Genomic DNA, 24,440 nt, shown 5'->3' on the forward strand with positions numbered 1-24,440 from the left:
ATGTCCGCCGGTAAAATCCTCTGGGGTCCTATTCTCGTCGTGGGCCTCATCCTTCTGTCCGGCGTCTGGGGCGCCACACAATGGACCGCCTGGCGGCTCGGATTTCAGGCCGGGCTCGGACCGCCCTGGTTCGTTCTGGACGACTGGCCAGTCTACTGGCCGCCATCGGTGTTCGGTTGGTGGTTCGTCTACGACGCCTATGCGCCCCGGATTTTTCTGGAGGGCGGGGCCATCGCCGCCGGAGCAGCTTTCGTGGCCATCGCCGTCGCGATCAGCATGGCGGTCTGGCGCTCGCGCGAGGCGGCCTCCGCCACGACCTATGGCACGGCGCGCTGGGCGAATGACGCCGACGCTGTCGCCGCCGGTCTGCACGGACCGGACGGGGTCGTCCTGGGCCAGACCCGCGCCGGCTACCTGCGTCACGACGGGCCCGAACATGTTCTATGCTTCGCGCCGACCCGAAGCGGCAAGGGCGTGGGGCTTGTCGTTCCCACCCTTCTGACCTGGCCGGGCTCGGCTCTGGTCCATGACATCAAGGGTGAGAACTGGACCCTGACAGCGGGGTGGCGGGCCCGCTTCGGTCCCGTCTTCCTGTTCGATCCCACCAACCCCGACAGCGCCGCCTATAATCCGCTGCTGGAAGTGCGCCGCGGCGATCAGGAGGTTCGCGACGTCCAGAACATCGCCGACATCCTGGTCGACCCGGAAGGCGCAATGGAGCGACGAAACCATTGGGAGAAGACCAGCCACTCCCTTCTGGTCGGCGCCATCCTGCACGTTCTCTACGCCGAACCCGACAAGACCCTGGCCGGGGTCGCCGGCTTCCTGTCCGATCCGGCCAGACCGATTGAGGCGACGCTCAGACGAATGATGACGACCGACCATCTCGGAGATCGGCCCCATCCGGTCGTCGCCTCCTCGGCCAGGGAGCTTTTGAACAAGAGCGAGAACGAACGCTCGGGCGTCCTGTCGACCGCGATGAGCTTCCTAGGCCTGTATCGCGATCCTGTCGTGGCCCGGGTCACCCGCCAGTGCGACTGGCGCATCAGCGACCTGGTCGAGGGACCGCGCCCCGCCTCCCTCTATCTGGTCGTTCCGCCTTCCGACATCAGCCGGACCAAACCCTTGATCCGTCTGATCCTCAACCAGATCGGACGCCGCCTGACCGAAGACCTTCAGGCGCGCGACGGTCGGCGCCGTCTCCTGATGATGCTGGACGAGTTTCCGGCGTTGGGTCGGCTCGACTTCTTTGAAAGCGCCCTGGCCTTCATGGCCGGCTACGGACTCAAGGCCTTCCTGATCGCCCAGTCCCTGAACCAGATCGAACGCGCCTACGGCCCCAACAACGCCATCCTGGACAACTGCCATGTCCGGGTCGCCTTCGCGACCAACGACGAGCGGACGGCCAAGCGGATTTCGGACTCGCTCGGGACGGCGACCGAACTGCGCGCCCAGCGAAACTATGCCGGCCATCGGCTCAGCCCCTGGCTCGGACATCTGATGGTCTCGCGTCAGGAGACCGCCCGTCCCCTGCTGACGCCGGGCGAAGTCATGCAACTCCCCGCCGACGATGAACTGGTTCTCGTGTCCGGTTGCGCGCCGATCCGGGCAAAGAAGGTCCGGTACTTCACCGACCGCGAGTTGAAGCGTCGGATCCTGAAGGCGCCGATGCAAACCGGGGTCCAGGCGGGGGCGGGGGCGGGGGTGGGGGCGGGATCAGCGCCGGACCAGGAGGCGATCTGGTCTGCCCGTTTGCGGGACGAGACGACCGTCACCGCGTCCGACGCGACGCAGGGCGGCGAGGGCGAGGGCGAGGGGGGATTGCGGCTGGAGCCCGAGTTGGAGGCGCCCGATATCGCACCCGAACCACCGGCTCCCGACCTGCTCGACTGGCTGGAGACGGACGACGAAGACCCGACCGTGGCGCTGCAATCGAGCCTTGAGGCCAGGGCGCGGCGGATCGCGCGACAGGCGGCTCTCGATCCCGATGACGGCATCGAGCTCTAGGAGGTTAGGATGAAATCGAGACTGTCCGTCTACCTTGAGCCGGAGTTGCTCGACCGTCTGGAGGCCTATGTCGAACGACGCGGCGTCTCCCGATCCATGATCGCGGAGGCGGCGATCGCCAGCTTCCTGTCGCCGGATGCGGCCGAGCGTCAGGAGGCCGCACTCGTGCGTCGGCTGGATCGACTGAACCGCCATGCCGACCGGCTCGAGCGCGATGTCGGGATCGGGGTCGAGATGCTGGCCATGTTCGTGCGCTTCTGGCTGACTGCGACCCCGCCCTTGCCCGAAGCGTCTCAGGCCGCCGCCCGAGCGAAGGGTCGGGAGCGGTACGGGGCCTTCGTCGAAAGTCTCGGCCGTCGGCTTGCGACCGGGCGCGCCTTTACACGCGAGTTGTCCCTCGACCTTCAAGGAAACGGGGGCACTGGCGACGGCAGCGGGCCTGGCGTGGACGAAGACTAACCTTGCTCCGTGATCGGTTGGCCTTTTCAGGTGTGCGCGTTATGAAATGATAAGGCGTTATCTTTGCATAACGTCGGCTGTTATAAAAGAATCGCGCGTCTGGCTGCCTCACCGCTCAATCGCAACGTCGTGGCGTTCGTCGAAACCGTCGCCGGCGGGGTACAGGTCCGCGCCCATCTGCCCGCCGCCCTGCTCCCCGAGCCGCCGCTGGACATCGGCCAGTTCCTGGACATCTAACCGACGAACGCGAAAGCGAACGGCTGTGCGTCGTACGCCTGTTCGGAGCCGATCTCCGAGGCCAGGCCGACAGCTCCATCCCGCCGTTTGCCTGTCGTTGTACGCCATAGCCCTACGCCTCTGCCGAGCCTGTTGAACCGCGCGGAAAAGCGGTCCTCTTAATCACCCGTCCGGTCGCCCCAGCGACCTCTCCTCCCCGTCGGGTCTCATGAGCAACCTCACTCCCCTCAAGGCCGGCAAGGCGCGGACGGCCCGGATGCTGCTGACGGCCTTCGGTCCGGAAGTGACCGGGCCTCTGCAGGATTCCGACGTACTGGAAGTCATGCTCAACCCGGACGGCTCGGTGTGGCTTGACCGCCTGAGCACGGGCCTGGAGGCGACCGGCGATCACATCCGGGCCGCCGATGGTGAACGCATCGTCCGCCTGGTGGCTCACCATGTCGGCGTCGAGGTGGATGAGGATCGGCCCCGCGTCTCGGCCGAACTGCCAGAAACCGGCGAGCGGTTCGAAGGGCTTCTCCCGCCCGTCGTCTCCGGCCCCGCCTTCGCGATCCGAAAGCCGGCGGTCGCCATCTTCGGCCTCGCCGACTACGTCGCCGCCGGCATCATGCCGGACGCGGCGGCGGCCACCTTGCGCAAGGCCGTGCTCGACCGAAAGAACATCCTCGTCGTCGGTGGCACATCGACCGGCAAGACGACACTGGTCAATGCGCTTCTGGCGGTGATCGCCGACAGCACCGACCGCATTATCCTGATCGAGGACACCCGCGAACTTCAATGCGCGGCGCCGAACCTGGTGTCGATGCGCACGCGCGCAGGAGCCGTCTCCCTATCGGATCTCGTGCGGTCGGCCCTGCGCCTCCGGCCAGACCGGATCCCGATCGGCGAGGTGCGCGGCCCCGAAGCCCTTGACCTGATCAAGGCCTGGGGAACCGGCCACCCCGGCGGCGTCGGAACGCTTCACGCAGGCTCAGGCGTCGGCGCCCTGCATCGGCTCGAACAGCTGATCCAGGAGGTCGTCGTTACCGTGCCCCGCCCCCTGATCGCGGACACCATCGACCTGATCGCGGTGCTGGATGGCCGCGGCGGCGCCCGCCGGCTGGTCGAACTCAGCGCCGTCGAGGGCCTGGCCGCCGACGGCGCCTACCGCCTCACCTCCCTGCTGCCCCAACCCTGAAAGGATCTCACCATGACATCGCACGCCCCACGCCTGCCGGCCGAACGCGAATACGATCGCCCCTTCCCCCGCCTGTCGCGCCGTGTCGGCGGCGTTGGCCTCTTCGCCTTGGCCGCAGTGCTGGCCGCCCCTGCCTGGGCCGGCGGCTCGTCCATGCCGTGGGAGGCCCCGCTGCAGCAGATACTGGAGTCGATCGAGGGTCCCGTCGCCAAGATCATCGCGGTGATCATTATCATCGTCACCGGCCTCACCCTGGCGTTCGGGGATACCTCCGGCGGCGCGCGCCGCATGATCCAAATCGTGTTCGGACTGTCGATCGCCTTCGCCGCCAGTTCCTTCTTCCTGAGCTTCTTCTCGTTCGGCGGCGGAGCGCTGGTCTGATGGGCGCCGGCGCCGAAGACCTGCCAGTCGGATATCTGGCGCCGGTTCACCGCGCCCTGACCGAACCGATCCTGCTGGCGGGCGCGCCGAGGACCCTGGCCCTTCTCAACGGGACCCTGGCCGCCGCGCTCGGTCTCGGCCTTCGCCTCTGGATCCTCGGCGGCCTGCTCTGGATCGTCGGCCACGGCCTCGCGGTTTGGGCCGCTCGCAAGGACCCCGACTTCGTCGAGGTCGCCCGCCGCCATCTCCGCATTCCCGCTTTCCTCGACGTCTGAGGTTCCCATGCTCGATCTTCGCGAATACAGCCGACGCCCCAAACGCCTGGCCGATTTCCTGCCGTGGGCCGCCTTGATCGCGCCCGGCGTGGTGCTCAACAAGGACGGGGCCTTCCAGCGCACTGCCCGGTTCCGGGGGCCGGATCTGGATTCGGCGACGACGACCGAACTCACAGCCACCGCCGCGCGCCTGAACAATGCGCTGCGCCGCCTGGGCTCGGGCTGGACGGTTCTGGTCGAAGCCCAACGCTACCCGGCTGTCGCCTATCCCGTCAGCGGGTTTCCCGATCCCGTTTCTGCCTTGGTGGACGAAGAGCGGCGCGCCGACTTCCAGGCCGAAGGCGCCCATTTCGAGAGCGTCTACTTCCTGTCGCTCGTCTGGTTGCCTCCGGCCGAGGACAGAAGCTGGATCGATCGCTGGCTCTATGAAGGTCGACACGCGCGCGGCGTCGACTGGCCCGAACAGATCCGGGGGTTCGTTGATCGCACCGACCGCCTGCTCGGCCTCGTGGAAGGCTTCATGCCCGAAGCGGCCTGGCTGAGCGACGAGGAGACCCTGACCTATCTGCATTCGACGGTCTCGACCTCGCGGCACCGCGTCCGCCTTCCGGACACGCCTATGCACATCGACGCCCTGGTCGCCGACAGTCCCCTGATCACGGGTCTGGCCCCTCGCCTTGGGGACGCTCACCTGCGAACCCTGACCGTGATCGGCTTCCCGACCGCCACCTGGCCCGGCCTGCTCGACGACCTGAACCGGCTGCCGTTCGCTTACCGCTGGACGACCCGGGCCATCTGCCTGGACAAGACCGAGGCCGCCAAACTGCTCGGCCGCATCCGGCGCCAGTGGTTTTCCAAGCGCAAATCCGTCGCGGCCATCCTCAAGGAGGTGATGACCAACGAGGCTTCGGCCCTGATCGACACCGACGCGGGCAACAAGGCGCAGGACGCCGACGAGGCCTTGCAGGATCTCGGCGCCGATGGCGTGGGCTATGCGCTGGTCACAGCCACGATCACGGTCTGGGACGCCGCGCCCGCTGCGGCCGACGTCAAACTCCGGCTCGTGGAAAAGGTGATCCAGGGCCGCGACTTCACCTGCATGGCCGAAACTCTGAACGCCGTGGAGGCCTGGCTCGGCTCCCTGCCCGGCCAGGTTTACGCCAACGTCCGCACGCCCCCGATCTCGACCCTGAACCTCGCCCATCTGATGCCGCTGTCCGCGGTCTGGGCGGGCGCGGCCTGGAACGATCACCTGGACGGGCCGCCGCTGTTCTTTGCGCGCACCGAGGGTTCGACGCCGTTCCGCTTCTCCAATCACGTCGGCGATGTCGGTCATACCCTGATCGTCGGACCGACCGGCGCCGGCAAAAGCGTGTTGCTGGCGCTGATGGCCCTGTCCTTCCGGCGCTATGACTGCGCCCAGATCTTCGCCTTTGATTTCGGCGGGTCGATCCGAGCCGCGACCCTCGCCATGGGCGGCGACTTCCACGATCTCGGCGCGGCCTTGTCGGGCCAGGGCGAAGGTCTGGCCCTCCAGCCGCTCGAACAGATCGATGACGCGGGCGAACGGGCGTGGGCTGCGGGATGGCTCGCGGACCTGTACCGGGCCGAGGGCGTCGACATCACGCCGGAGATCAAAGACCAGATCTGGTCGGGCCTGACCAACCTGGCGTCGGCCCCGGCGGCCGAGCGGACCCTGTCCGGGTTCGCCGCCCTGGTTCAATCCAGTGCGCTGAAGCGCGCTCTGGCGCCCTTCACCCTCGACGGCCCCTGGGGCCGGCTGCTGGATGGAGAGTTCGAACATCTCGGCGTCGCCCCGGTCCAGGCGTTCGAGACCGAAGGTCTGATCGGATCGGGTGCGGCCGGAGCCGTGCTGGCCCACCTGTTCCACAGGATTGAAGCCCGACTGGACGGACGCCCCAGCCTGATCGTCATCGACGAAGGCTGGCTCGCGCTGGATGACCGGGGCTTCGGGAGTCAGTTGCGCGAGTGGTTGAAGACGCTGCGCAAAAAGAACGCCTCGGTGATCTTCGCGACCCAGTCGCTGGCCGACATCGAGTCCAGCGCGATCGCCGCCGCCATCATCGAGAGCTGCCACACCCGCGTCTTCCTGCCGAACGATCGGGCGCTCGAGCCGCAGATTCAGGCCATCTATCGCCGCTTCGGCCTGAATGCGCGTCAGATCGAAATCCTCAGCCAAGCCATCCCGAAGCGCGACTATTACTGCCAGTCGCGTCGCGGCAATCGCCTGTTTGAACTGGGTCTCGGCCCGGTCGCCCTGGCCTTTTGCGCGGCCTCGTCGGCCACTGATCAGGTCGCGATCGCCAGACTGGTCGGGGATCATAGACGCGACGGCTTCGCCGCCGCCTGGCTCCGCCATCGACGCCTTCCCTGGGCGGCTGACCTGCTCGAGGCGAGCCGTCCAGACGCTGCCTCCCCACCCCAACCCTGACCTTGGAGTTCGTCATGAAGACCCTGCGTCGCGCCCTGCTGTCCGCCACCCTCGGCGCCTGCCTGATCGTCCAGCCCGCCCATGCCCAGCTCGCCGTCCATGATCCGGCGAACTACGCCCAGAACCTGATCCAGGCTGCTCGCGCTCTGGAGCAGGTGAACAACCAGATCCAGTCGCTGCAGAACGAAGCGACCATGCTGATGAACCAGGCGCGTAACCTGGCCAGCCTGCCGACCTCCTCGCTTCAGCAACTCCAGGGACAGGTGAGCCGCACACAGGCCTTGCTGGGGCAGGCCCGGTCTCTGGCCTTCGATGTGGCACAGATCGAGGAGGCCTTTCGCGGCCGTTACGGATCGGCTGCGATGAGCGCGACCGAGCGCGATCTGGTCTCCCGCGCCGACGCGCGCTGGTCGACCTCCGTCGGCGCCTTCGAGCATGCGCTGAAGGTCCAGGCCGGCGTTGTCGGCGGTCTGGAGACATCGCGAACGGAGATGAACCGTCTCGTCACGGCAAGCCAGACCTCGACCGGAGCCCTTCAGGCCGCCCAGGCCGGCAACCAGCTGCTTGCCCTGCAGGCCGCGCAACTGTCGGAACTCAGCGCCCTGCTGGCGGCCCAGGGCCGTGCCCAGGCGCTGGAAGCCGCCGACCGGGCCGCCGCTCACGCCGACGCCCAGGCCCGGTTCCGTCGGTTCATGGGATCCGCCACGGCGCCGGTTCAGTGACCCCGCCATCGCCTCCGGCCCTGCCGCTCGGCCGCATAACGGTCGGTCTCGCCATACTCTTGCTCGTCATCGCCTGCGTTCTCGCAGGCCAGGCCGTTCAGGACGCGAGGTCGGGTGAAGTCCGGGTGGTGACGATCGCGCCCCGCGCGCCTCGTCACAGGACATCGACCGAGACCTTGGCTGAAACCCTAGATCGCTGCCGGCTGGCGGGCCCGAGCGGGGCGGATGACCCCGCATGCAGGTCCGCCTGGGCGCAGAGCCGCGACCACTTCTTCTCGCACGCGACCGCGGAGCTCTCCGATGAATGATACGGGCGTCATCGACCGGTTTCTGGAGGTCTTCACCCGCTACATCGACAGCGGCTTCGGTCTGCTGGGGGGTGAGGTCGCCTTCATCGCCTCCACTCTCGTCGTCATCGACATGACCCTGGCGGCCCTGTTCTGGGCCTGGGCGCCGGGCGACGATGTGATGGCCCGGCTGGTGAAGAAGACCCTTTTCGTCGGCTTCTTCGCCTTCCTGATCGGCAATTTCAGCCGTCTGGCGAACATCGTGTTCGAGAGCTTTTCCGGCCTCGGCCTGAAGGCGGCCGGCGCCTCTATGTCGGCCGCCGACTTCCTGCGGCCCGGCAAGCTCGCCCAGGCCGGGATCGACGCCGGCCGCCCGATGCTGGAGTCCGCATCACAGATGTCGGGCTTTCCCGGCTTTTTCGAGAACTTCGTCCAGATCGCCGTCCTGATGGTCGCCTTCGTGATCGTCGTGATCGCCTTCTTCGTCCTGGCGGTGCAGCTCTTCGTCACTCTCATCGAGTTCAAGCTCACAACCCTTGCCGGGTTCGTCCTCATCCCCTTCGGCTTGTTCGGAAAGACCGCCTTCCTGGCCGAGCGGGTGCTTGGAAACGTCGTCGCCTCAGGGGTCAAGGTGCTGGTGATGGCGGTGATCGTCGGCATCGGCTCGACGCTCTTCGACACCTTCGTGCAGGATTTCGGCGGCGACGCCCCGACCCTGGAGGAGGTGCTCGCCGTCATGCTGGGCGCCCTGTCCCTGCTCGGTCTGGGCATCTTCGGTCCCGGTATCGCGACCGGCCTCGTCTCCGGCGCGCCTCAGTTGGGCGCAGGCGCCGCCGTCGGAACCGGCGTGGCCGTCGGCGGCGTCGCGATGGCGGCTGCGGCCGGTGCGGGCCTCGCTGCCGGCGCAGGCGCCGGACTGGCCGGCCGCGCGGGCGCCGGCGTACTCGCAAGCCGCGCTGGCGCGGGGGCGGCCGACGGCGCCTCGGCGGCGGCGCCGAAGGGGCCTTCGGGAGGGCCGTCCAGCGGGTCGTCCGGCGGAGCGTTCGGCGGAGCGTCCGTTGGGCGCGCTCCATCGGCGGGCGCCCAGCCCGGCGGCGCGGCCTTTGGAAGCCGGTCGGCGTCCGACGGGTCGTCCGGTGAGGGATCGTCCGACGGTCAGTTTTCGGACGGTCATGGCGCGGGCGCCGGTCCTTCTGGCGACACCGCATCCGTCGCAGCCGAGCCGTACGGACCTCCGGCGCCGGACGCGTCGCCGAGCGCGGGTCTTGGGTCGGCGGAAGATGAGCCGACCACAGCGGCCGGGCCGAAGTGGGGGCCTCGGCCCTCCCCGGCCTCGGACGCGACCCTCGACGGCCAGAGCGCCGGCTCGGCTCGACCTGTCGCTTCGCCTGCAGCGCCGTCATCGGGCGCCGAACAGCCGGCCTGGGCGCGTGAGATGGCGCGACGCCAGGCGCTCGCCCACGGCGTCCAGACCGCCATCCATGCTGTCCGTTCCGGCGATCGCCCGGGCGCCGGCGCCTCAGTCTCAGTTTCGGAGGATAGATCATGAACCCGTTCAAGAGGGCGACAGCCCATTATGGCGCGACGCCCCAGCCGACGACGCCCTACCAGCGCGCCGCCCAGGCCTGGGACGACCGGATCGGTTCCGCCCGGGTACAGGCCCGAAACTGGCGGCTCATGGCGCTCGGCTCTCTCCTCCTGTCGTCCGGGCTCGCCGGCGCCCTGGTGGTCCAGTCCGCGCGTGGGGTGGTGACTCCTTGGGTCGTCCAGATCGACAAGTTCGGCCAGGCCCAGGCGGTGGCGCCGGCCGACGCCGCCTATCAGCCGTCAGATCCCCAGATCGCCTGGCACCTCAGCCGGTTCATCGAGGAGGTCCGCAGCATCGCCGCCGATCCCGTGGTCGTGCGCGCCAACTGGCTGCGCGCCTATGACTACACCACCGATGAAGGCGGCCAGGCCCTGTCGGCCTGGGCCCGGACCAACGACCCCTTCGCCCAGGTTGGCCGGGTGCAGGTCGCCGTCGATGTCTCGAGCGTGATCCGGGCCTCGCCCTCCAGCTTCCGCGTCGCCTGGACGGAACGGCGCTACGTCGAGGGTCAACTCGCCTCGACCGAACGCTGGACCGCCATTCTCACCGTCGTCGTGCAGCCGCCCCGTACCGCGGACGCCCTGCGCAAGAATCCGCTGGGCGTCTTCGTCCGCGCCCTCAACTGGTCAAAGGAACTCAGCTGATGTCTCGTATCATCATTCCCTCCATGGCCATCCTCGCCGTGGCGGGCCTCGGCGCCTGCGCCAGCGCCCAAGCGATTCCGGAGGATGCGCCCTTCGTGTCCGCCACGCTTCAACAGCCGGCTCCGGTCTCTATTCCGGTCGCCGATCCTGCGGTCTCCGAAGCTCAGGATCTGGCCGGCTTGCCGACCGTGTCCTCGCCAGCCTCCATTCCGGTCGATCCGGTCTCGCCGGAGTTGCGCGATCCGACCGAACGGGTGGCGCGCGCCAACGCCGCCGCACGGATCGAACCGACCCGCGACGGCTATGCCAATGCGGTCCAGGTCTATGCTTTCGACGAGGGCGCCCTGTTCCAGGTCTACGCCGCCCCTGGTCAGATCACTGACATCGCCTTGCAGCCGGGCGAGAGCCTCTCTGCGTCCGGGCCCGTCGCGGCTGGCGACACCGCGCGCTGGATCATTGGCGACACCGTGAGCGGCAGCGGCATCGCGGCCAGGGTCCACATCCTGGTCAAACCGACCCGGCCGGCCCTGCGCACCAACCTGATCATCAATACCGATCGCCGGACCTATCATTTGGAACTCCGGTCCACGGCTTCGACCGCCATGGCCTCTGTCTCCTGGCGGTATCCGCAAGACGAACTGATCGCCCTGCAGGCGGCGACCAGCACGCAGGCCGCCCGAGCGGCCGAGCCCACGCTGAACATCGACGCCTTGAGCTTTGACTATCGGATCAGCGGCGACACGGCGCCGTGGCGTCCGGTGCGCGCTTTCGACGACGGACGTCAGGTCTTCATCGAATTTGGTCCCGGGCTGGACGCCTCCACCCTGCCGCCTCTGTTCGTTCGCGGCGAAGACGGCAGAAGCGCCGACCTCGTCAACTACCGCGTCGCCGGCCGGCGCATGGTCGTCGATCGCCTGTTCTCCGCGGCCGAACTGCGCCTGGCGTCGCCACGAGGACGCGAGGTCGTGGTTCGCATCGAAAAGACGGGGCGCGTGGCCCGATGACCGATCACACCCCGACGGACAAGGACGAGATCTCCCGGCAAATGCGGCTGAGGGCGGCGCCCCCGCCCGTGATGCGGCTGTCGCGCAAAGCCCTCGTGGCGATCGGCGGCGTCTCCGCCCTCGCCCTGGCCGCGGCCCTGGGCTTCGCCCTTCTGGGGCGTCCCGCCTCTTCCGCCAAACCGGAGCTTTACCGGGTTGGAGGCCCGCCGCCTGAAACCCTCCAGACGCTTCCCGCGGACTACACGCGTCGCGCGGGCTCTGCCGGCGTCCCTCAACTGGGTCCGCCCCTGCCCGGGGATCTCGGTCGCCCGATCCTGGCGGCCCAGGCCAACGGCGTCGACGTTTCGGCGCCCGCGATCGGATCGACGGCGACAGAACCGGATCCAGCCCGCACGGCCGCCGACGCCGCCCGCCAACGCGCGGTCCAGGAGAGTGAGACTGCGCGTTTAAGCATCCTGTTTCTCTCGGGCGTACGGCCGGCCGGCTCGACGACGACGGAACAGCCCGCTGACGCCGCGTTGCTCTCTTCGACCCAGGGGGCGGAACAGCCCCGCTCCGTTCTGGGCCTCCCTCCGCCGCCGTTCACCGTTCAGGCCGGAGCGATCATTTCCGGCGCCCTCGTTACAGGTCTTCGCTCGGATTTGCCGGGAGCCGCGATCGGTCAGGTGACCGATGATGTCTACGACAGCGTCTCGGGTCGCCATCTCCTTATTCCGAAGGGATCGCGCCTGATCGGCGCCTACGAGGCGGACGTCGCCTTCGGTCAGTCCAGGCTTTCGCTGATCTGGACCCGCCTGATCCTGCCCAACGGCCGCGCGATCACGCTCGACGACATGCGCGCCACCGATCCGCAGGGCTTTTCGGGTCTGGAAGACCGGATCGACAACCGCTGGGGCGAGCGGTTGAGGACCGCCGCCCTGACCACCGTGTTGGCCGTCGGCTCGGCGTCGGGCGTCAGCAGTGGTGACGACGCCATCGCCAGAGCCCTCACCCAGGGCGTCTCTGGCGGGGTCAATGCCTTCGGTGAAGGACTGGTCGCGAAAGGCCTGGACGTCGCGCCGCGACTGACGATCCGGCCGGGCTTCGCCTTTCGCGTGATCGTGTCACGCGACCTCGTTCTTGAACCCTACGGAGATCGCTGATGACGCTCAAACTCGCAGGACTGCAGGATGACACGCCGGTCAAATTGACGGTCGAGCTGCCGGCCGAGGTCCATCGCGATCTGATACGTTACGGCGCGGTGCTGAGCGACGTTGAAGGCCGCCCCTTCACGCCCGCACAGTTGATCGGTCCGATGTTGTCGAGATTCATGGCCACAGATCGCACCTTCACCAACGCCAAGGCGGGTCGCCCGTGACGAGCCTGCGCCATCAGCCTGGACGTGCCGGTCGCATGGCGCGCGCTGTTGAGACGAAGCGCCGCAAGGCCGGGTTGTCATTGGCCGCCGACCAGGCGGCGGCGAAGGGGGCGCTCAATTCCGCGCTCCCCAAAGGTCGGACAACGACGTCATCCGGAAGACGCGCGGCGGCCATGGCCCCGGCGCTGACGACGGCGAGGCCAAGGTTCAGCCGCGTCATACCGATCAGGACGATGACGCCGACATCGGTGCTTTCCAGATCGAAGGGCGTTCCGGCCGCTTCGGTCAATCGAGCGATGTCCCGGTGCCCGAGATCGCGCGTGCTGACCAGCAGGTGGTCGGCCCTGACGTCGCCGAGGCCGATCACTTCGGCGGCGCTCAACCTGTGCGATTTGGGAACGGCGATCTGGAGCGGCTCGCGCCACAACTCCGAGACGTCGAGCCCCGTGACGGTCGTCCCTCCCGGCAACACGGCCAGATCGAGACGCCGATCAGCCACGGCGGCGATGTGCTCGTCCGCTGAACCGTCGGAAACCTCGATCCTCACCCTGGGATGAGCCCCCCTGAAGCGCTCCAGAAGCGCCAGAAGGAAATCCCCGATGGACGGCGCCGTCAGCCCGATGCGCAAACGGCCTTTTTGACCCGCGCCTGCGGCCCGGGCATCTGTCACGGCCGCGCTCAAAAGGGTCAGGGCGCTTTCGACAACGGCGATGAACTCCACACCCGCGTTGGTCAGCGTCACGCCTCGCGCGCTGCGCTGGAACAGGGAAACGCCCAGGCCGTCCTCAAGGTGGCGGACGCGGCGACTGACTGCGGACTGGTCGACACCCAGTTGTTCCGCAGCGCGCCGGAAGCCGCCGGTTTGGGCGACGGTGACCGACCAACGCAATGACGTGATGTCGAGCGTCGGGACGGCTACGCCGATCATGACACGCCACCGGGGTTGATGCGCGCGTTCGGCCGTTGAGCGGCCAGCAGGATGGCTGCTGCGCGGCCGGCCAGCTTGCGGTGAAGACGATCAAGCGCAGCAAGGAACTCGGAAGGCTCGCCTTCGAGACGTTGCCTGAGGATGTCCAACTCTCCATCAAGCTCGGGGATCGCCTCGACCTCGGCGGCTTCAAGCCACACGAGCTGGCGGGCAACGCGGTCGTAGGCGCGCCAGAGGACTTCATCACCGCCCAGACGGACAATGGTGGATAGCAGGTCCGCAAGCGACGCGCCGGAGGGCGGGACCCAGCCTTTCAGCGCCTGCTCATTTTCAGCAAGCGCCGCCTTGAGCAACGCAAGGCGGAGGCGATAGCGGCCACGCACCGAGGCGGCGTCCTGCCTGAGTCCCGTGTACCCCCCGTTCGGGGATCGCTCGACCATGCCCTCGCCCCCGAGCCAGGCCAGGGCTTCGCGCACAGGCGTGGTCGACAGGCGCAGGCCATGCGCGGCGTCGAGGATGACAATCGCGCGGTCGGGCGCAAAGACGCCGTCTACCGCCTGCTGTCGCAAGGTCTGCAGGGCCAGACTGAAGGGATCGCGGTTTCGAGCCATGGGATGTCATCCGGGTCAGGCCGAACCGTCCGCAATTCTCCACAGGGTTGAAAGTCCGCGTTTGGATTTTGCCGGATATCCACGTCATGCCCCGGAGGACTTGCACGTTTTGCACGGATTTGCCGCGCAAACCTCGCGCGAGTTTGGTGCAGCGCACAAGTGTGCGTTGCCTCAAGGGGGCTTTTGGCTTCATTCTCGGTTCGGAAGGTCTGTATGCGTGATGTCTGAGCCGGGTCGTCACTCCCGTGACGGACAAATCTTGTCCGAGGCGCTGAAGCGTATCCGAAGGTTGCGCAACCTATCGGCGGCCGAGGTCGCCGGGCGCATGAATATCTCCCTGAGGACCTATCAGGATTTCGAGGCCGGACGGTACCGGCTCAACGAGGATTACGTGCATCGCTTCGCGGCGGCGACGGACAGCGATCCCCAGGCGATCCTTCACGCCGTGCGGATCGGCGCACCGGACCTCGCTCTCTGGTGCGCCGACAACAAACTCCTCACAATCTTCGAAATCGAGCTTCAGCGCTTCTACGACAGGACCGGTGAGCGCATCCGGACCCTGGAGCCACGCGAAGTGATCGTCAGCCTGTCAGCGATGTTTGAGGCTTTGGACGACGAAAGCCAGAACCGCCAGACGAGCGTGGACAACTGGCTCGAGGAAGGTCGCAAGGCGCTGAGGCGGCGACGCCCGAAACCCGGACAGTGAAATATACGGCAATATAGATTTCCACGCCGTCGGAAGGCGCGCTCCATGATCTCGCCAAATCCTTGGCGAACCAGAGGAGACAGACATGACCACCTCGATCCTGAACCGCATCAGCGTCGGCAGCGCCAAGGCGCTGACCCAGGGCGACATCACCGGCAAGTACCTCGAAGCCAACTTCATGCCGAGCCGCGTGCCCGTCTGATCGGACCGGGCGGTCGTCGCAGACGGCCGCCCGACTTTCTGCAATGTCGCGAGAACTCCATGCCTGGCCGGCTGCGCATATCCACATGGCGCGGATCGGCGCCGATATCGTCGTGCTCGACGTCACGGGCGATGCCTACACCTGCCTCGCAGGGGGCGCTGAACATCTGCAACTCCTGGCCGATGGGCGGCTACGGCTGATGCAGACCGCCGTCCTGAACGATCTTGAAGAGGCCGGATGGGTGTCGCCCTGTCCCACGCTCCCGCAGCGGCGGCGCTTTCAGGCGCCGGTCCGATCTCGCATTCCCGCGCCTTCGGGCTTTGGGCTGGAACTCTTGCCCGTCAGCGTTCAGGTTCTGGCGGCAACCACCTGGATGCGCGATCGGCCTCTGGCGGACATTCTCGCAGCGGCGCGACGTCTGCGGCCCAACCGGCAGCCGTCTGAGGGCGACGCAGCCGTCATCGATCGAACGATTGCCGCCTTCGAGACCGTGAGGCCCTGGCTTCCCCGTCAGGGCCTGTGCCTCCAGCGCGCCTTCTCCCTTCTCAACTGCCTCACCCGACGCGGCATCCCTGTCGATTGGGTCTTTGGCGTCCGCACCTGGCCGTTCGCCGCCCATTGCTGGTTGCAGCACGAGGACACCGTCCTCGCCGACGATCTGGACAGGATCCTCGGCTACACTCCGATCCTGATTGTCTGACCATGGGCGACTATCTGATCGTCGGCGAAAAGGCTGGATCCTCCGTTGCCGGCGCACGATCAACCGTACTGCGGGACCAGTGCCGCGACCGGGGCTTCACGCTGCGAAGCCTTGGGCCCAGGCTCTGGCTGGCCGCACGCGGCCCGAGACCACTGAAGACACTGACCGTCGGCGCCTGGATACTGGTCGGTGATGTCCTCAACCGCAGCCATCGCCACCTGGATCCCGCGTCGGACATCGAGCCTCATAGCTACGAGAAGAAGCTGTTCGGCCGGTTCTGGGGCCGATTCGTTGGCGTCAGACTTCGGGGCGAAGCCATCGACGCGGCGCTCAGAGACCCCTCCGGATCTCTGGAGTGTGTGACCTGGCACGATGATGATCTCATCCTTGTCGGCTCAGACATCCCTGCCTGGATCGCCCATACCCTTCCAACACCGACGCGGATCAACTTCGACCGCGTCGGCCAGGCCTTGATCGATCCCTTGCGGGTCTGGAGCGAGCTTCTGCTCGACGGCCCGCGGGCCGTGCTGCCCGGCTCGATCATGGCCTTGCCCGCGAAGGAACCCGGCGCCCTGCTCTGGCGTCCTGACGTCTTCGCCCGCCGTTCAGACCGGTGGGACATTGCGCCCGCCGCCGCGGCCGATCTGCTCATGACGTCCATCGACGAAGCCGTGACCGGCCTTTCGAGCCTCAGCGCCTGCATCGGCTGCGAAGTCTCGGGCGGGCTGGACTCCAGCGTGGTCGCGTCGAGCCTGGCGATAGCGGCCAAAGACAAGGTTCGCCTGTGGCTGAACGCTTGGGGAGAGGATCCGGGCGCGGACGAGCGACGCTATGTCGAGGACCTCGCCCGTTGTCTGGACATCACGCCGGTCTGTGTGCCTCGACCGCGGGGGAGCTTGTCGGAGGCGGATCTGCTGAGCCTCTCCCAAGGCGTGCGGCCGGGCCTCAACGCTCTGGACGGGTCATACGACGCCGCCTGGGCCTCGCAATGGCGGTCAGCCGGTGTCGAGGCCGTCATGACCGGAAAGGGCGGCGATTCCGTCCTGATCCAGGCGGCCACAGCGGATGTCTTCACCGACCGCTTTCGATCACAAGGATGGCGATCGATCTTGTCGCCCGACTTGCCCGGATTGGCGCGCTTGAACCAGCGCTCGGTGTGGTCGCTGATCGCCGAGGCGCGACGGCGGCCGGGAACATTGCCGTCCCACGACAGTGCGGGGCCAGACTGGGTCCGGCCGGCGACACTCAAGGAAGGCGCGAGCGCTGCACATCCCTGGCTCGCGCCGACGTCCGCATCAGGCTCCGCCAGGAGCCATCAGATCGCCGGCATCGCCAGCGGCGTGTCCTTCAGTGCGCCGTCGCGCCAAACCGCAGTCGTCGATGTCCTGCATCCCCTGCTCGCTCAGCCCGTCGTCGAAACGGCCCTGAGCCTGAGCCCGTGGCAGTTGACGCTCGGAGCCCGGGATCGCGGCCTCGTTCGGCGGGCCTTTGCCAGCCGACTGCCGCCGAGCATCATCCACCGGCGTTCGAAGGGCGAAATGACCGCCTTCTATGGACGCTTGCTGGCCCAGAGCCTCCCCGTCCTGCGGCCGTGGTTGCTGGACGGAAGACTGGCGCGCGAAGGATTGCTGGACGTCGCCACGCTGGATCAGACCCTGAAATCGGAGGTGCTCCTGTGGCGCGGCGGCTTTGGCGAGATCATGACTACGGCGGCGCTGGAAGGCTGGGTGCGGGTTTGGGAGGATCGGCTGGATCAGGCCGCGCAGACCCGGAAGGCCTGAGCGTCTCATCCCACCAGGCGAAGAGCTGCGCGTAGAGATCGCGCGCATTGGCGGGGCTCCACATCATATGCCCCTCTCCCCAGTAGGTGACCAGACGCGACGTTCGGTTCTGTCGGTGAAGGGCCGAGAAGATGCGCTCCGCCTGGGACATCGGCACGAAGTCCCGATCCGCTGTGATCAGCATCACTGGCTCGGTGATGCGATCGGCCGCGAACAACGGGCTCTTTTCCAGATAGACGCCAGGCTTCGCCCAGGGCGGACCGCCGGTCCCGCCCTGCCCGACCTCGGCCCATCCCATCTGATAGGCGACGGTGGACCCCTCCTCTGGCCGGCTTCGACTGATCGGGGTGAACTCGCCCCAGGCGCCGACCAGATCGGACAGGCCGGCCCAGGACACATAGGAGCGATACCGGTGGGAGTGTGTGGCGATCCCCAGCGCCGCATAGCCTCCGTAACTATGCCCGAGGATCGCCAGCCGATCGGCCGGGAGATCCGGAACGGCTGCGAGCATCGCATCGACCGCGATGTCGACGCTTTGCGTATAGCCGTCGCTCGTATCGGAGCCCTCTCCGTCGAGGGGCATGGAGGGGGACAGAACGGCGTAGCCGGCGCCGGCGATCAGCTCCAGGCTGAGCGACACCCTCATCGTAACCGGATCCTGGAAGACGCCGTCGTCGACCGAGCCGGGATAGACCGCGACGATCACGCCCTTGACGTCCCGCGGCGCCACGCCATCGGGGAGATAGAGGTAGCTCTGTGTGTCGCGGCCGAGGCGATCCTTGTGGGCGAGGGCCTGCGCCCGGGGCCATGACCGGTCGGCGAGTTCGGCGTTGAGACGATCGATCGTGCGTGTCCCCAGGGTGTCTGCGAGCCGCAGCGTCTGCTCGCCTTTGTCCGTCGTCAGGGAGACAATCGTCGACGGGCCGGCTGCCACGATCCGCGTCATTCCGCCTGCGGCGCCCGGCGACAGGCGGACCGCGTCGCCCTCCCCCACGGTCCGCGCCGCGCCGTTTGCCAGGACGCCCACCGCCCAGTTGCGATCGGGCGGGGTGTTGATGCGCAGACGCAGCGGCGCGAGCATGTCGGTGAACCCGGCGTCGGTGACCGCCTCATCCGGGCTGGATCGACGCTTCAGACCGCCGCTCTGCGTTTCCCACAGTCCGCCATCGGCGAACATCAGAAGGCTGTGCCCGGTACTCGCGGCCAGCCGGGCGGGAGGGGCGGCCAGTTCCCGGGTCAGAGAGACCGGCGGCTGCGTCGAACTCACGCCCCACCAGTCGAACCGGTCGCCGCCCGACAGACGCGCGTACAGCACCGGTTGCTCGCCGTTGAGGTTGGCCCGCACGCCGCGCAGGCTGTCCAGACCGCTGCCGGCGGGAAAGGGATCGAGGCCATCGAGGCGCAGGGCGATACGGGAGCCGTCCGGCCGCACCTGAAACAGTCCCCCGGCCGCCCAGGACGCCCCGTATGCCCGGGCCCAGATCAGCAACGCACCCGAGTTCGGCGACCAGCGCAGAAGATGAGGCGCCACGTCCAGTTCCCTGACCGGCCGGGTCAGGGCGCCCGTTCGGGTGTCGATCATCACGAGGTCACCGCGTTCGGCGATATCGCTCTGGATCAGGGGGCGGGACGGGTCGGCGGCGATGCCGGCCCCGCCCAGGAGGACGGCGAAGGCGCGCCCGTCGGGCGAGGCGGCGATGTCGTGGACACGTCCGTGCAGCAGGGGTCTGACGCTGTTTGTCGTGCGGTCGAAAATCACGACGCTATGGTCGGCGAGCGGATTCTGCGTTGAGGCGACGCCGCCCTGGGTGTCCACCACCGTGCGCGACGGAGTCTTCCCGTGCGCCATCGCGGCCCATTGACGCGCGACCTCCATCTGGCTGTCGCCGTCGTGACGCAGAACCCACGGCAGGCTTGCGTCCGGACGCACCGTCATCGCCAGACGGTCCTCATCGAGCCAGGCCGCGAAGGCGCCGGCGACCGGCATGTCCGGCGTCAGGCCGGTCCAGTGGACGGTGCGCATGGCCATGTCGACCACGCCAGCCTCGAGCTTTCGGTCGGCCAGCCGATAGACCAGCAGTCGGGCGCCCGACGGCGACCAGGGACCCAGGATCAGCCCGCCGGATCCGGCGTTCGCCAGCAAAGGCGCGGGCGCTCCTCCATGGCGCAGGTCGAGCGAATAGAGAGCGCTGACCGTCCAGACCGAGCGGTAGCCGAGATCGTAGTCCGTGGCGGCGTCAAAGGCGCCGCGCCGCTCATAGACAAGCCACGAGGCTCCGGGATCGATCGTGACCGTTCCGATCGTCTCGAGGGCGACAACGTCATCGATGGTAACGGGGCGAGATTGGGCCAGGGTCTGGGTCGAGATCCAGACGAGCGTCATCACCGCCGCCGCGAGGCGGGCGAACCTTCCGGACATGCGGGGCCTACCAGCGCCTGGTCAGCTGGAACGCGGCGACGCGCCCGAGCAGATTGGCCTGACCCGGGTCGAAACCGTAGCCCGTCGGATTGTCGTAGAAGGGCGGGTCCCGGTCGAACAGGTTCTGGACCGTCAGGGCGACGGTCAGGCCGTCCCACCCGCCGCCGACGGGCGACCAGCCGAGGCTGAGATCGGCCGTGTCCCAGGACTCGATCCTGCGACCCGCAGCGTCCGCATAGTCGGACACATGGATCCAGTGCAGGTCCGCCGAATACTCCCGCCACCGCGTCGAGGCGCCCGCCCGCGACCGCAGCCTTGTGGGACGCCCGACCTGGTCGAGCACGTCCAGCGTGGGCGCGGCGGGCGTTGTTTGCGTGCGATAGTCGAACAGCCACGAGGCGGTCGCGTCGAAGGTCACCGTCGCCTCACCCAGCGTGACCGGATAGGCGGCCGCGAGATCCAGACCGCTGAGGGCGACCGAGGCCGCGTTGACCCAGCGGCCATCCAGCACGGCGCCGTAGGTCGAGGGCGGGAACAGATTTCCGAAAACAAAGCCGGGCGTGGAAATATAGCTCTGGACCAGGGCAAGGTCGGCGGCGTTGGCGGGGTCGATCAGGTGAACGAACGGCGCCAGCGATGGATCGGTGAGAACCCCTGAGAGGTTCTCGTTGGTGGGTTGGGCGATGCGGTTCTCAAACCGTGTGTTGAAGTAGCTTGCACTCAGTTGCAGCCCGTTGGCGCGGCGATAGTCGAACCCGGCTGTCCAGGTTTCGGCCGTCTCCGGCTTCAGGTCGGGATTGCCCCCGTACAGATAGATGGCCAGAAGCCGGGATCCGTCGGCGCGGGGGACGAGCGTCGCGCCCACCGCGGACTCATCGAACAACTGCGGAAGCGCAGGCGCGCGAAACGACGTGCCCCAGGATCCCCGAAATGTCAGGTCGGCGACCGGCGACCAGACCAGACCGAGCTTGGGATTGGAGGTGGTTCCGAAGTCGTCGTAGTCCTCGATCCGGCCCGCGACCGAGAGCTCCAGCCGTCGCAAGCCAGGCCGCGCATTGTCCGGACCAAAGAGGGGGAGACGCGCCTCGGCGAAGGCCGCCGCGATCGTGCGATCACGCTGCGGCGTCTCTGTTACGATCGGAGTGAGCGACGACAGGAAGGACGTCGAGCGCGTCTCGAAGGCCTCGTTACGCCACTGGGCGCCGACGGCGATCTTCAGATCGCCGCCCGGCAGGGTCGTGAGTGGGCCTTCCAGAAGCAGGTTGGCGGACATGGCGCGACTGCGGTCGAGTTCGCTGGAATATCCGGCGCCGATGAAGTCCAGCACTGCCGAGCCGTTCGCGGCGCCGGCGCCGAAGGGATTGAAATAACCGTCGCGCGCAGCGCTGTAGGCCGTGGCGGGATCGTCGGGCGTATTGCCCAGAGCCTCATCCAGACGCGCAGTGTTGACCCGGTCCGTGATAGCCGCCTCGCCCCGCTCGTCGGCGTAGGACAGGTAGCCTTCCAGCGACCAGCCCTTCCCGAAATCGTAGCTGGCGCCCGCCGTCACGCCCACGCTGCGTGACGAGCCTGATTGCCGGGTCAGGCCCAGATCGCCCAGGAATGAATAGGCGATCGTGTGCTCCGTCTGCCCGTTTGGCGACACGAAGAAGGGATTGGCGTCTGTGACCTCCAGAATGGTCGCCGCCGCGACGTTGTCGAAGCCATAGGTGCGGCGACTGAAACGCACGTCAGCCGTCAGATCCAGCCGATCGCCAATCGATTGCCGGACCCGGCCGTAGACACTGTGGCGCTCGAGCTCGGGCGAAAGATCCACGCCGAACGACGGCGCTTGCAGATTGGCCTGGCCCGCCGCGGAATCCGCGGGCGTCCGCGCCGCCCCGGTCGCGTTTGGCCGGATGGCGAAGCTCGCGACATAGCTGCCAATCCCCGGATCGAAGTCGACGATATTGCCGGGGGCGCTGAAGATGCCGCGCCAGTCCGAACCGCCGAAGGGCCTCAGATCGCCCGTCGCCGTATAGGCGCGATCACGCGCGTTCAACGGGTTCTGATGCTGGTACTCGTAGGACAGGAGCGCGGAGCCCGATGACCAGGATGTCCCCGCCAGATGCGAGGCCTGCACCGTCTCGGCTCCACCTTCCGCCGCCGACACCCGAAACCGGCTTTCCTGCCCGTCGAACGCGCGCCGCATGATGATGTTGACGACGCCGGCGACCGCGTCGGCGCCGTACAAGGCCGACGCGCCGTCGAGCAAGACGTCCACGCGCTCGACCGCGGCCGACGGCAAGGCGGAAACGTCGGCGAACTCGGCCATGAAGCCCGTGCCGGCCAGACGGCGTCCGTTGACCAGAACCAGGGTCGCGTCGGTCCCCAGTCCCCTGAGATTGATCCCTGTCGCCACGACGCCGTTGGAGCCGCTGCCGTCGGCGCCGGCCAGCAGTGCGCCCGGCGTGCCGCTGCCCTGATAGTTCTGCGGCAGGTCGGTCAGCACCTCGGCGACCGTTCCGCGCCCCCTGCGATCCAGGGCGTCGCGATCGAGAACCAGAACGGGCGACGCCAGTTCGCCGGACCCCTTCAGCAAGGTCCCGGTGACGATGACGTCCTCCACCTGGGTCGTCGGATCCTCGGAGGCGGCGGACTGCATCCGGCGCAGCACGAAGACGCCGGGTCGGGTCTGGGTCCAGCTGAGCCCCGAGCCCGCCAACAGTCGGGTCAGCCCGGCCAGCGGTTCATAAGGTCCATGCAATCCGGCCGTTTGTGCGCCTGCCACGGTCTCGGGCGTGTAGACGATCTGCAGCCCGGACTGGGCGCCGAACACCGGCAAGGCGTCAGCGAGCGCGCCGGGAGCAATGCTGAACGGGCGCGCCTCCTGAGCGGCGACGGCGCTGCTGATCGCAGTGACGGACACGGCCGCCAGGGCCCCGGCGAGATAACGGTACTGACTCATATTCTGGATCCCCTCCGACGCGCGAGGTGCGTCGGAGGGTTGACGGCTCAGCCTCGGGTTTCTCCCAATGGCTCGCGCAACATTTTATCAGCTGTCAGACGAACCGACCCGTCGGGGTTGGTCGTCGCCCTCAGTTGGAACAGTTCGCAGATGGCCGACACAAAGGCCTCGCGATCACCGGTGTGAAAGACGCCGCTGAGCGGCTGTGCGAGGGGTGTTCCCGGCGCCAGGACGATCTTGTCGGTGAGATAGCGGTTCACCTCCTCGACCGCCTCGCTCAGAGGCGTCGCGCGGAAGACAAGACGTCCTTCCGCCCAGCTGGTGGCATCGGCGACATTGATGGTCTGGGTCTGAAGGCCCTGCGGCGACACCAGAGCCCGTTGGCCGGTCGCCAGACGCTTGGGCGGGCCGGCCGGGAGGTCGGGGCCAGTGACTTCGACCAGTCCCGACACCATCGATACCGTCACCCCGGTCCCGGCGCGTCGAACGTCGAACACCGTGCCGACGGCGCGCACCTGGGTTGCGCCGGCCAGGACGATGAAGGGCCGCGAGCGGTCATGGGCGACGTTGAAAAGCGCCCTGCCTCCTTCAAGTTCGACCCGTCGTTGTCCGCCGCTGAAGGCGACCTTGATGCTGGATCCCGTATCCAGTCTGACAGTCGAGCCGTCGGCCAGTTGCACGACGCGTTCCTCGCCCACATCCGTCGCATAGGCGTTGCGACCCTGGAACCAGAAGGTCCCGCCGATCGCCAAAGCAATCCCCGTCGAGGCGACCAGCGCTCCGATCCAGATCCGGCTGCGATCGGGCTTCTTCTTGCGGGCCATGGCATCGGCGATCGCCGTCTGGATATCCGGCCGTCCCTCCAAGGCCCGGGCCTTGGTCCACATAGCCTGAACCTTGCCGTAGGCTTCGTCGTTCAGGGGATCCTGCCGCCATTCATAGAATTCGCTGATCATGTCGGCCGAGACGCTGCGGTTCGCCAGCCGGGTATGCCAGGACGCGGCTTCTGCATCGGCCTTCGCCACGCGACGCTGTTGATCGCTCATGTCGATCTCCCCTCAGAGAGACAATCGAGCCGTACAAAGGGCCGTCGCCTTTGTCATACGCCATTCTACAGTCTTGATGGAGATGCCCAACTGCTCACCGATCTGCGCGTGGCTCAAACATGCGAAGCGACTTAACACAAAGACATCACGCAAGGGCTCTGGCAAGCCAAGCACGATTTCTTCCAGCAGCACAGCTTCAAGTTGGTCGGATTGGGCCTGGCCCGAGCGACGCAGCGCATCGGCGGATTTCTCTATCACGGCGCGGTGCCTGTGCCGGTCGAGCGCGAGATTGATCGCCGTGCGCAGGAGGAAAGCCTTGGGATGGCGGATGGCCTCGACGAGGTCGAGCGACGCGATGCGGACCCATGTGTCCTGAACCACATCGTCGGCGTCCTGGGCGCCGAAGCGTTTGCGTACGGCGCGGGTGAGCCACCGGTCGTAACGCTCATGCAGCGCCGACAGACCGGGGGCGTCTTGTCTGCCTATTCGTCCATAGCCATCCGTCACGGG

The 24,440-nt window shown here is 67.5% G+C and carries 22 protein-coding genes; 16 read left to right on the top strand and 6 right to left on the bottom strand.

Annotated elements, in window-relative coordinates:
* From IFJ75_RS13600 to IFJ75_RS13660, 13 genes are all read left to right on the top strand, one after another.
* Nucleotides 1–2,007: a conjugal transfer protein TraG gene (locus tag IFJ75_RS13600; protein ID WP_207868722.1), complete on the top strand. Its 2,007-nt coding sequence runs from the start codon at nt 1–3 to the stop codon at nt 2,005–2,007.
* Nucleotides 2,008–2,016: 9 nt separating this feature from the next.
* Nucleotides 2,017–2,466, top strand: a complete 450-nt coding sequence (locus IFJ75_RS13605; protein WP_207868723.1) for a ribbon-helix-helix domain-containing protein — start codon at nt 2,017–2,019, stop codon at nt 2,464–2,466.
* Nucleotides 2,467–2,911: 445 nt separating this feature from the next.
* The gene (trbB, locus tag IFJ75_RS13610) at nt 2,912–3,880 is read left to right on the top strand and encodes a P-type conjugative transfer ATPase TrbB (RefSeq protein ID WP_225896826.1); all 969 of its coding nucleotides are present in this window, start codon (nt 2,912–2,914) and stop codon (nt 3,878–3,880) included.
* Between the two features lie 12 nt (nt 3,881–3,892).
* Nucleotides 3,893–4,261, top strand: a complete 369-nt coding sequence (locus IFJ75_RS13615; RefSeq protein ID WP_225896827.1) for a TrbC/VirB2 family protein — start codon at nt 3,893–3,895, stop codon at nt 4,259–4,261.
* Entirely contained in the window at nt 4,261–4,536 is a 276-nt protein-coding gene (locus IFJ75_RS13620) for a VirB3 family type IV secretion system protein (protein WP_207868724.1), read from the top strand. Before IFJ75_RS13615 ends, IFJ75_RS13620 begins: the two co-directional genes overlap by 1 nt.
* A gap of 7 nt (nt 4,537–4,543) precedes the next feature.
* A complete protein-coding gene (gene trbE / locus IFJ75_RS13625) occupies nt 4,544–6,988 on the top strand; it encodes a conjugal transfer protein TrbE (protein ID WP_207868725.1) in 2,445 nt (814 codons plus the stop codon).
* Nucleotides 6,989–7,002: 14 nt separating this feature from the next.
* On the top strand, nt 7,003–7,710 hold the full coding sequence (trbJ, locus tag IFJ75_RS13630; protein WP_207868726.1) for a P-type conjugative transfer protein TrbJ: 708 nt from the start codon (nt 7,003–7,005) through the stop codon (nt 7,708–7,710).
* Complete coding sequence (gene trbK-alt, locus IFJ75_RS20210; RefSeq protein WP_225896828.1) at nt 7,707–8,018, top strand: putative entry exclusion protein TrbK-alt; 312 nt, start codon at nt 7,707–7,709, stop codon at nt 8,016–8,018. Before trbJ ends, trbK-alt begins: the two co-directional genes overlap by 4 nt.
* Complete coding sequence (gene trbL / locus IFJ75_RS13640; protein WP_207868728.1) at nt 8,011–9,546, top strand: P-type conjugative transfer protein TrbL; 1,536 nt, start codon at nt 8,011–8,013, stop codon at nt 9,544–9,546. The genes trbK-alt and trbL overlap by 8 nt, the downstream gene beginning before the upstream one ends.
* Nucleotides 9,543–10,229, top strand: a complete 687-nt coding sequence (trbF, locus tag IFJ75_RS13645) for a conjugal transfer protein TrbF (protein ID WP_207868729.1) — start codon at nt 9,543–9,545, stop codon at nt 10,227–10,229. The genes trbL and trbF overlap by 4 nt, the downstream gene beginning before the upstream one ends.
* Complete coding sequence (gene trbG / locus IFJ75_RS13650; RefSeq protein ID WP_225896829.1) at nt 10,229–11,233, top strand: P-type conjugative transfer protein TrbG; 1,005 nt, start codon at nt 10,229–10,231, stop codon at nt 11,231–11,233. The genes trbF and trbG overlap by 1 nt, the downstream gene beginning before the upstream one ends.
* Nucleotides 11,230–12,375 carry a TrbI/VirB10 family protein gene (locus tag IFJ75_RS13655; protein ID WP_207868730.1) on the top strand — a complete coding sequence of 382 codons (1,146 nt, stop codon included), beginning with the start codon at nt 11,230–11,232 and terminating at the stop codon, nt 12,373–12,375. Before trbG ends, IFJ75_RS13655 begins: the two co-directional genes overlap by 4 nt.
* Nucleotides 12,375–12,590, top strand: coding sequence for a DUF2274 domain-containing protein (locus IFJ75_RS13660; RefSeq protein WP_404822033.1), 216 nt, complete (start codon nt 12,375–12,377; stop codon nt 12,588–12,590). Before IFJ75_RS13655 ends, IFJ75_RS13660 begins: the two co-directional genes overlap by 1 nt.
* Before the next feature lie 13 nt (nt 12,591–12,603).
* Here IFJ75_RS13660 and IFJ75_RS13665 read toward each other — a convergent pair whose 3' ends face one another.
* Both IFJ75_RS13665 and IFJ75_RS13670 read right to left on the bottom strand, forming a co-directional pair.
* Nucleotides 12,604–13,518: a LysR family transcriptional regulator gene (locus tag IFJ75_RS13665; protein WP_207868731.1), complete on the bottom strand. Its 915-nt coding sequence runs from the start codon at nt 13,516–13,518 to the stop codon at nt 12,604–12,606.
* The gene (locus IFJ75_RS13670) at nt 13,515–14,129 is read right to left on the bottom strand and encodes a GntR family transcriptional regulator (RefSeq protein ID WP_207868732.1); all 615 of its coding nucleotides are present in this window, start codon (nt 14,127–14,129) and stop codon (nt 13,515–13,517) included. The genes IFJ75_RS13665 and IFJ75_RS13670 overlap by 4 nt, the downstream gene beginning before the upstream one ends.
* Nucleotides 14,130–14,388: 259 nt before the next feature.
* Here IFJ75_RS13670 and IFJ75_RS13675 point away from each other — a divergent pair, with 259 nt between their 5' ends.
* The 3 genes from IFJ75_RS13675 to IFJ75_RS13685 all read left to right on the top strand — a co-directional run bounded on the left by IFJ75_RS13675 (nt 14,389) and on the right by IFJ75_RS13685 (nt 17,518).
* Nucleotides 14,389–14,835 carry a helix-turn-helix domain-containing protein gene (locus IFJ75_RS13675; RefSeq protein WP_207868733.1) on the top strand — a complete coding sequence of 149 codons (447 nt, stop codon included), beginning with the start codon at nt 14,389–14,391 and terminating at the stop codon, nt 14,833–14,835.
* Nucleotides 14,836–15,122: 287 nt separating this feature from the next.
* Nucleotides 15,123–15,737: a lasso peptide biosynthesis B2 protein gene (locus IFJ75_RS13680; protein WP_207868734.1), complete on the top strand. Its 615-nt coding sequence runs from the start codon at nt 15,123–15,125 to the stop codon at nt 15,735–15,737.
* Between the two features lie 2 nt (nt 15,738–15,739).
* On the top strand, nt 15,740–17,518 hold the full coding sequence (locus tag IFJ75_RS13685) for an asparagine synthase-related protein (protein WP_207868735.1): 1,779 nt from the start codon (nt 15,740–15,742) through the stop codon (nt 17,516–17,518).
* Here the strand turns inward: IFJ75_RS13685 and IFJ75_RS13690 are convergent.
* Genes IFJ75_RS13690 through IFJ75_RS13705 form a run of 4 tightly spaced genes read right to left on the bottom strand, consistent with a single transcriptional unit; the run spans nt 17,442 to nt 24,437 of the window.
* Nucleotides 17,442–19,937 (bottom strand): alpha/beta hydrolase family protein, encoded by a 2,496-nt coding sequence (locus IFJ75_RS13690; protein ID WP_207868736.1) that lies wholly within the window; start codon nt 19,935–19,937, stop codon nt 17,442–17,444. The two genes, IFJ75_RS13685 and IFJ75_RS13690, sit on opposite strands and share 77 nt — an antisense overlap.
* Nucleotides 19,938–19,944: 7 nt before the next feature.
* Nucleotides 19,945–22,884 carry a TonB-dependent receptor gene (locus IFJ75_RS13695; protein WP_207868737.1) on the bottom strand — a complete coding sequence of 980 codons (2,940 nt, stop codon included), beginning with the start codon at nt 22,882–22,884 and terminating at the stop codon, nt 19,945–19,947.
* Between the two features lie 47 nt (nt 22,885–22,931).
* Nucleotides 22,932–23,930 carry a FecR family protein gene (locus IFJ75_RS13700; RefSeq protein WP_207868738.1) on the bottom strand — a complete coding sequence of 333 codons (999 nt, stop codon included), beginning with the start codon at nt 23,928–23,930 and terminating at the stop codon, nt 22,932–22,934.
* Nucleotides 23,931–23,942: 12 nt separating this feature from the next.
* On the bottom strand, nt 23,943–24,437 hold the full coding sequence (locus IFJ75_RS13705; protein WP_207868739.1) for an RNA polymerase sigma factor: 495 nt from the start codon (nt 24,435–24,437) through the stop codon (nt 23,943–23,945).
* Nucleotides 24,438–24,440 lie beyond the last annotated feature (3 nt).

Origin of the sequence: Brevundimonas goettingensis (genome assembly GCF_017487405.1) — a bacterium.
GTDB classification, from domain to species: Bacteria; Pseudomonadota; Alphaproteobacteria; order Caulobacterales; family Caulobacteraceae; genus Brevundimonas; species Brevundimonas goettingensis.

Coding starts and splice junctions, on each gene's coding strand:
- IFJ75_RS13600 (WP_207868722.1), top strand. CDS start 1: ATGTCCGCCGGTAAAATCCTCTGGGGTCCTATTCTCGTCGTGGGCCTC.
- IFJ75_RS13660 (WP_404822033.1), top strand. CDS start 12,375: ATGACGCTCAAACTCGCAGGACTGCAGGATGACACGCCGGTCAAATTG.
- IFJ75_RS13620 (WP_207868724.1), top strand. CDS start 4,261: ATGGGCGCCGGCGCCGAAGACCTGCCAGTCGGATATCTGGCGCCGGTT.
- IFJ75_RS13700 (WP_207868738.1), bottom strand. CDS start 23,930: ATGAGCGATCAACAGCGTCGCGTGGCGAAGGCCGATGCAGAAGCCGCG.
- IFJ75_RS13605 (WP_207868723.1), top strand. CDS start 2,017: ATGAAATCGAGACTGTCCGTCTACCTTGAGCCGGAGTTGCTCGACCGT.
- trbG (WP_225896829.1), top strand. CDS start 10,229: ATGTCTCGTATCATCATTCCCTCCATGGCCATCCTCGCCGTGGCGGGC.
- IFJ75_RS13615 (WP_225896827.1), top strand. CDS start 3,893: ATGACATCGCACGCCCCACGCCTGCCGGCCGAACGCGAATACGATCGC.
- IFJ75_RS13670 (WP_207868732.1), bottom strand. CDS start 14,129: ATGGCTCGAAACCGCGATCCCTTCAGTCTGGCCCTGCAGACCTTGCGA.
- IFJ75_RS13655 (WP_207868730.1), top strand. CDS start 11,230: ATGACCGATCACACCCCGACGGACAAGGACGAGATCTCCCGGCAAATG.
- IFJ75_RS13665 (WP_207868731.1), bottom strand. CDS start 13,518: ATGATCGGCGTAGCCGTCCCGACGCTCGACATCACGTCATTGCGTTGG.
- IFJ75_RS13685 (WP_207868735.1), top strand. CDS start 15,740: ATGGGCGACTATCTGATCGTCGGCGAAAAGGCTGGATCCTCCGTTGCC.
- IFJ75_RS13680 (WP_207868734.1), top strand. CDS start 15,123: ATGGCGCGGATCGGCGCCGATATCGTCGTGCTCGACGTCACGGGCGAT.
- trbF (WP_207868729.1), top strand. CDS start 9,543: ATGAACCCGTTCAAGAGGGCGACAGCCCATTATGGCGCGACGCCCCAG.
- IFJ75_RS13695 (WP_207868737.1), bottom strand. CDS start 22,884: ATGAGTCAGTACCGTTATCTCGCCGGGGCCCTGGCGGCCGTGTCCGTC.
- trbE (WP_207868725.1), top strand. CDS start 4,544: ATGCTCGATCTTCGCGAATACAGCCGACGCCCCAAACGCCTGGCCGAT.
- IFJ75_RS13690 (WP_207868736.1), bottom strand. CDS start 19,937: ATGTCCGGAAGGTTCGCCCGCCTCGCGGCGGCGGTGATGACGCTCGTC.
- trbB (WP_225896826.1), top strand. CDS start 2,912: ATGAGCAACCTCACTCCCCTCAAGGCCGGCAAGGCGCGGACGGCCCGG.
- trbL (WP_207868728.1), top strand. CDS start 8,011: ATGAATGATACGGGCGTCATCGACCGGTTTCTGGAGGTCTTCACCCGC.
- trbJ (WP_207868726.1), top strand. CDS start 7,003: ATGAAGACCCTGCGTCGCGCCCTGCTGTCCGCCACCCTCGGCGCCTGC.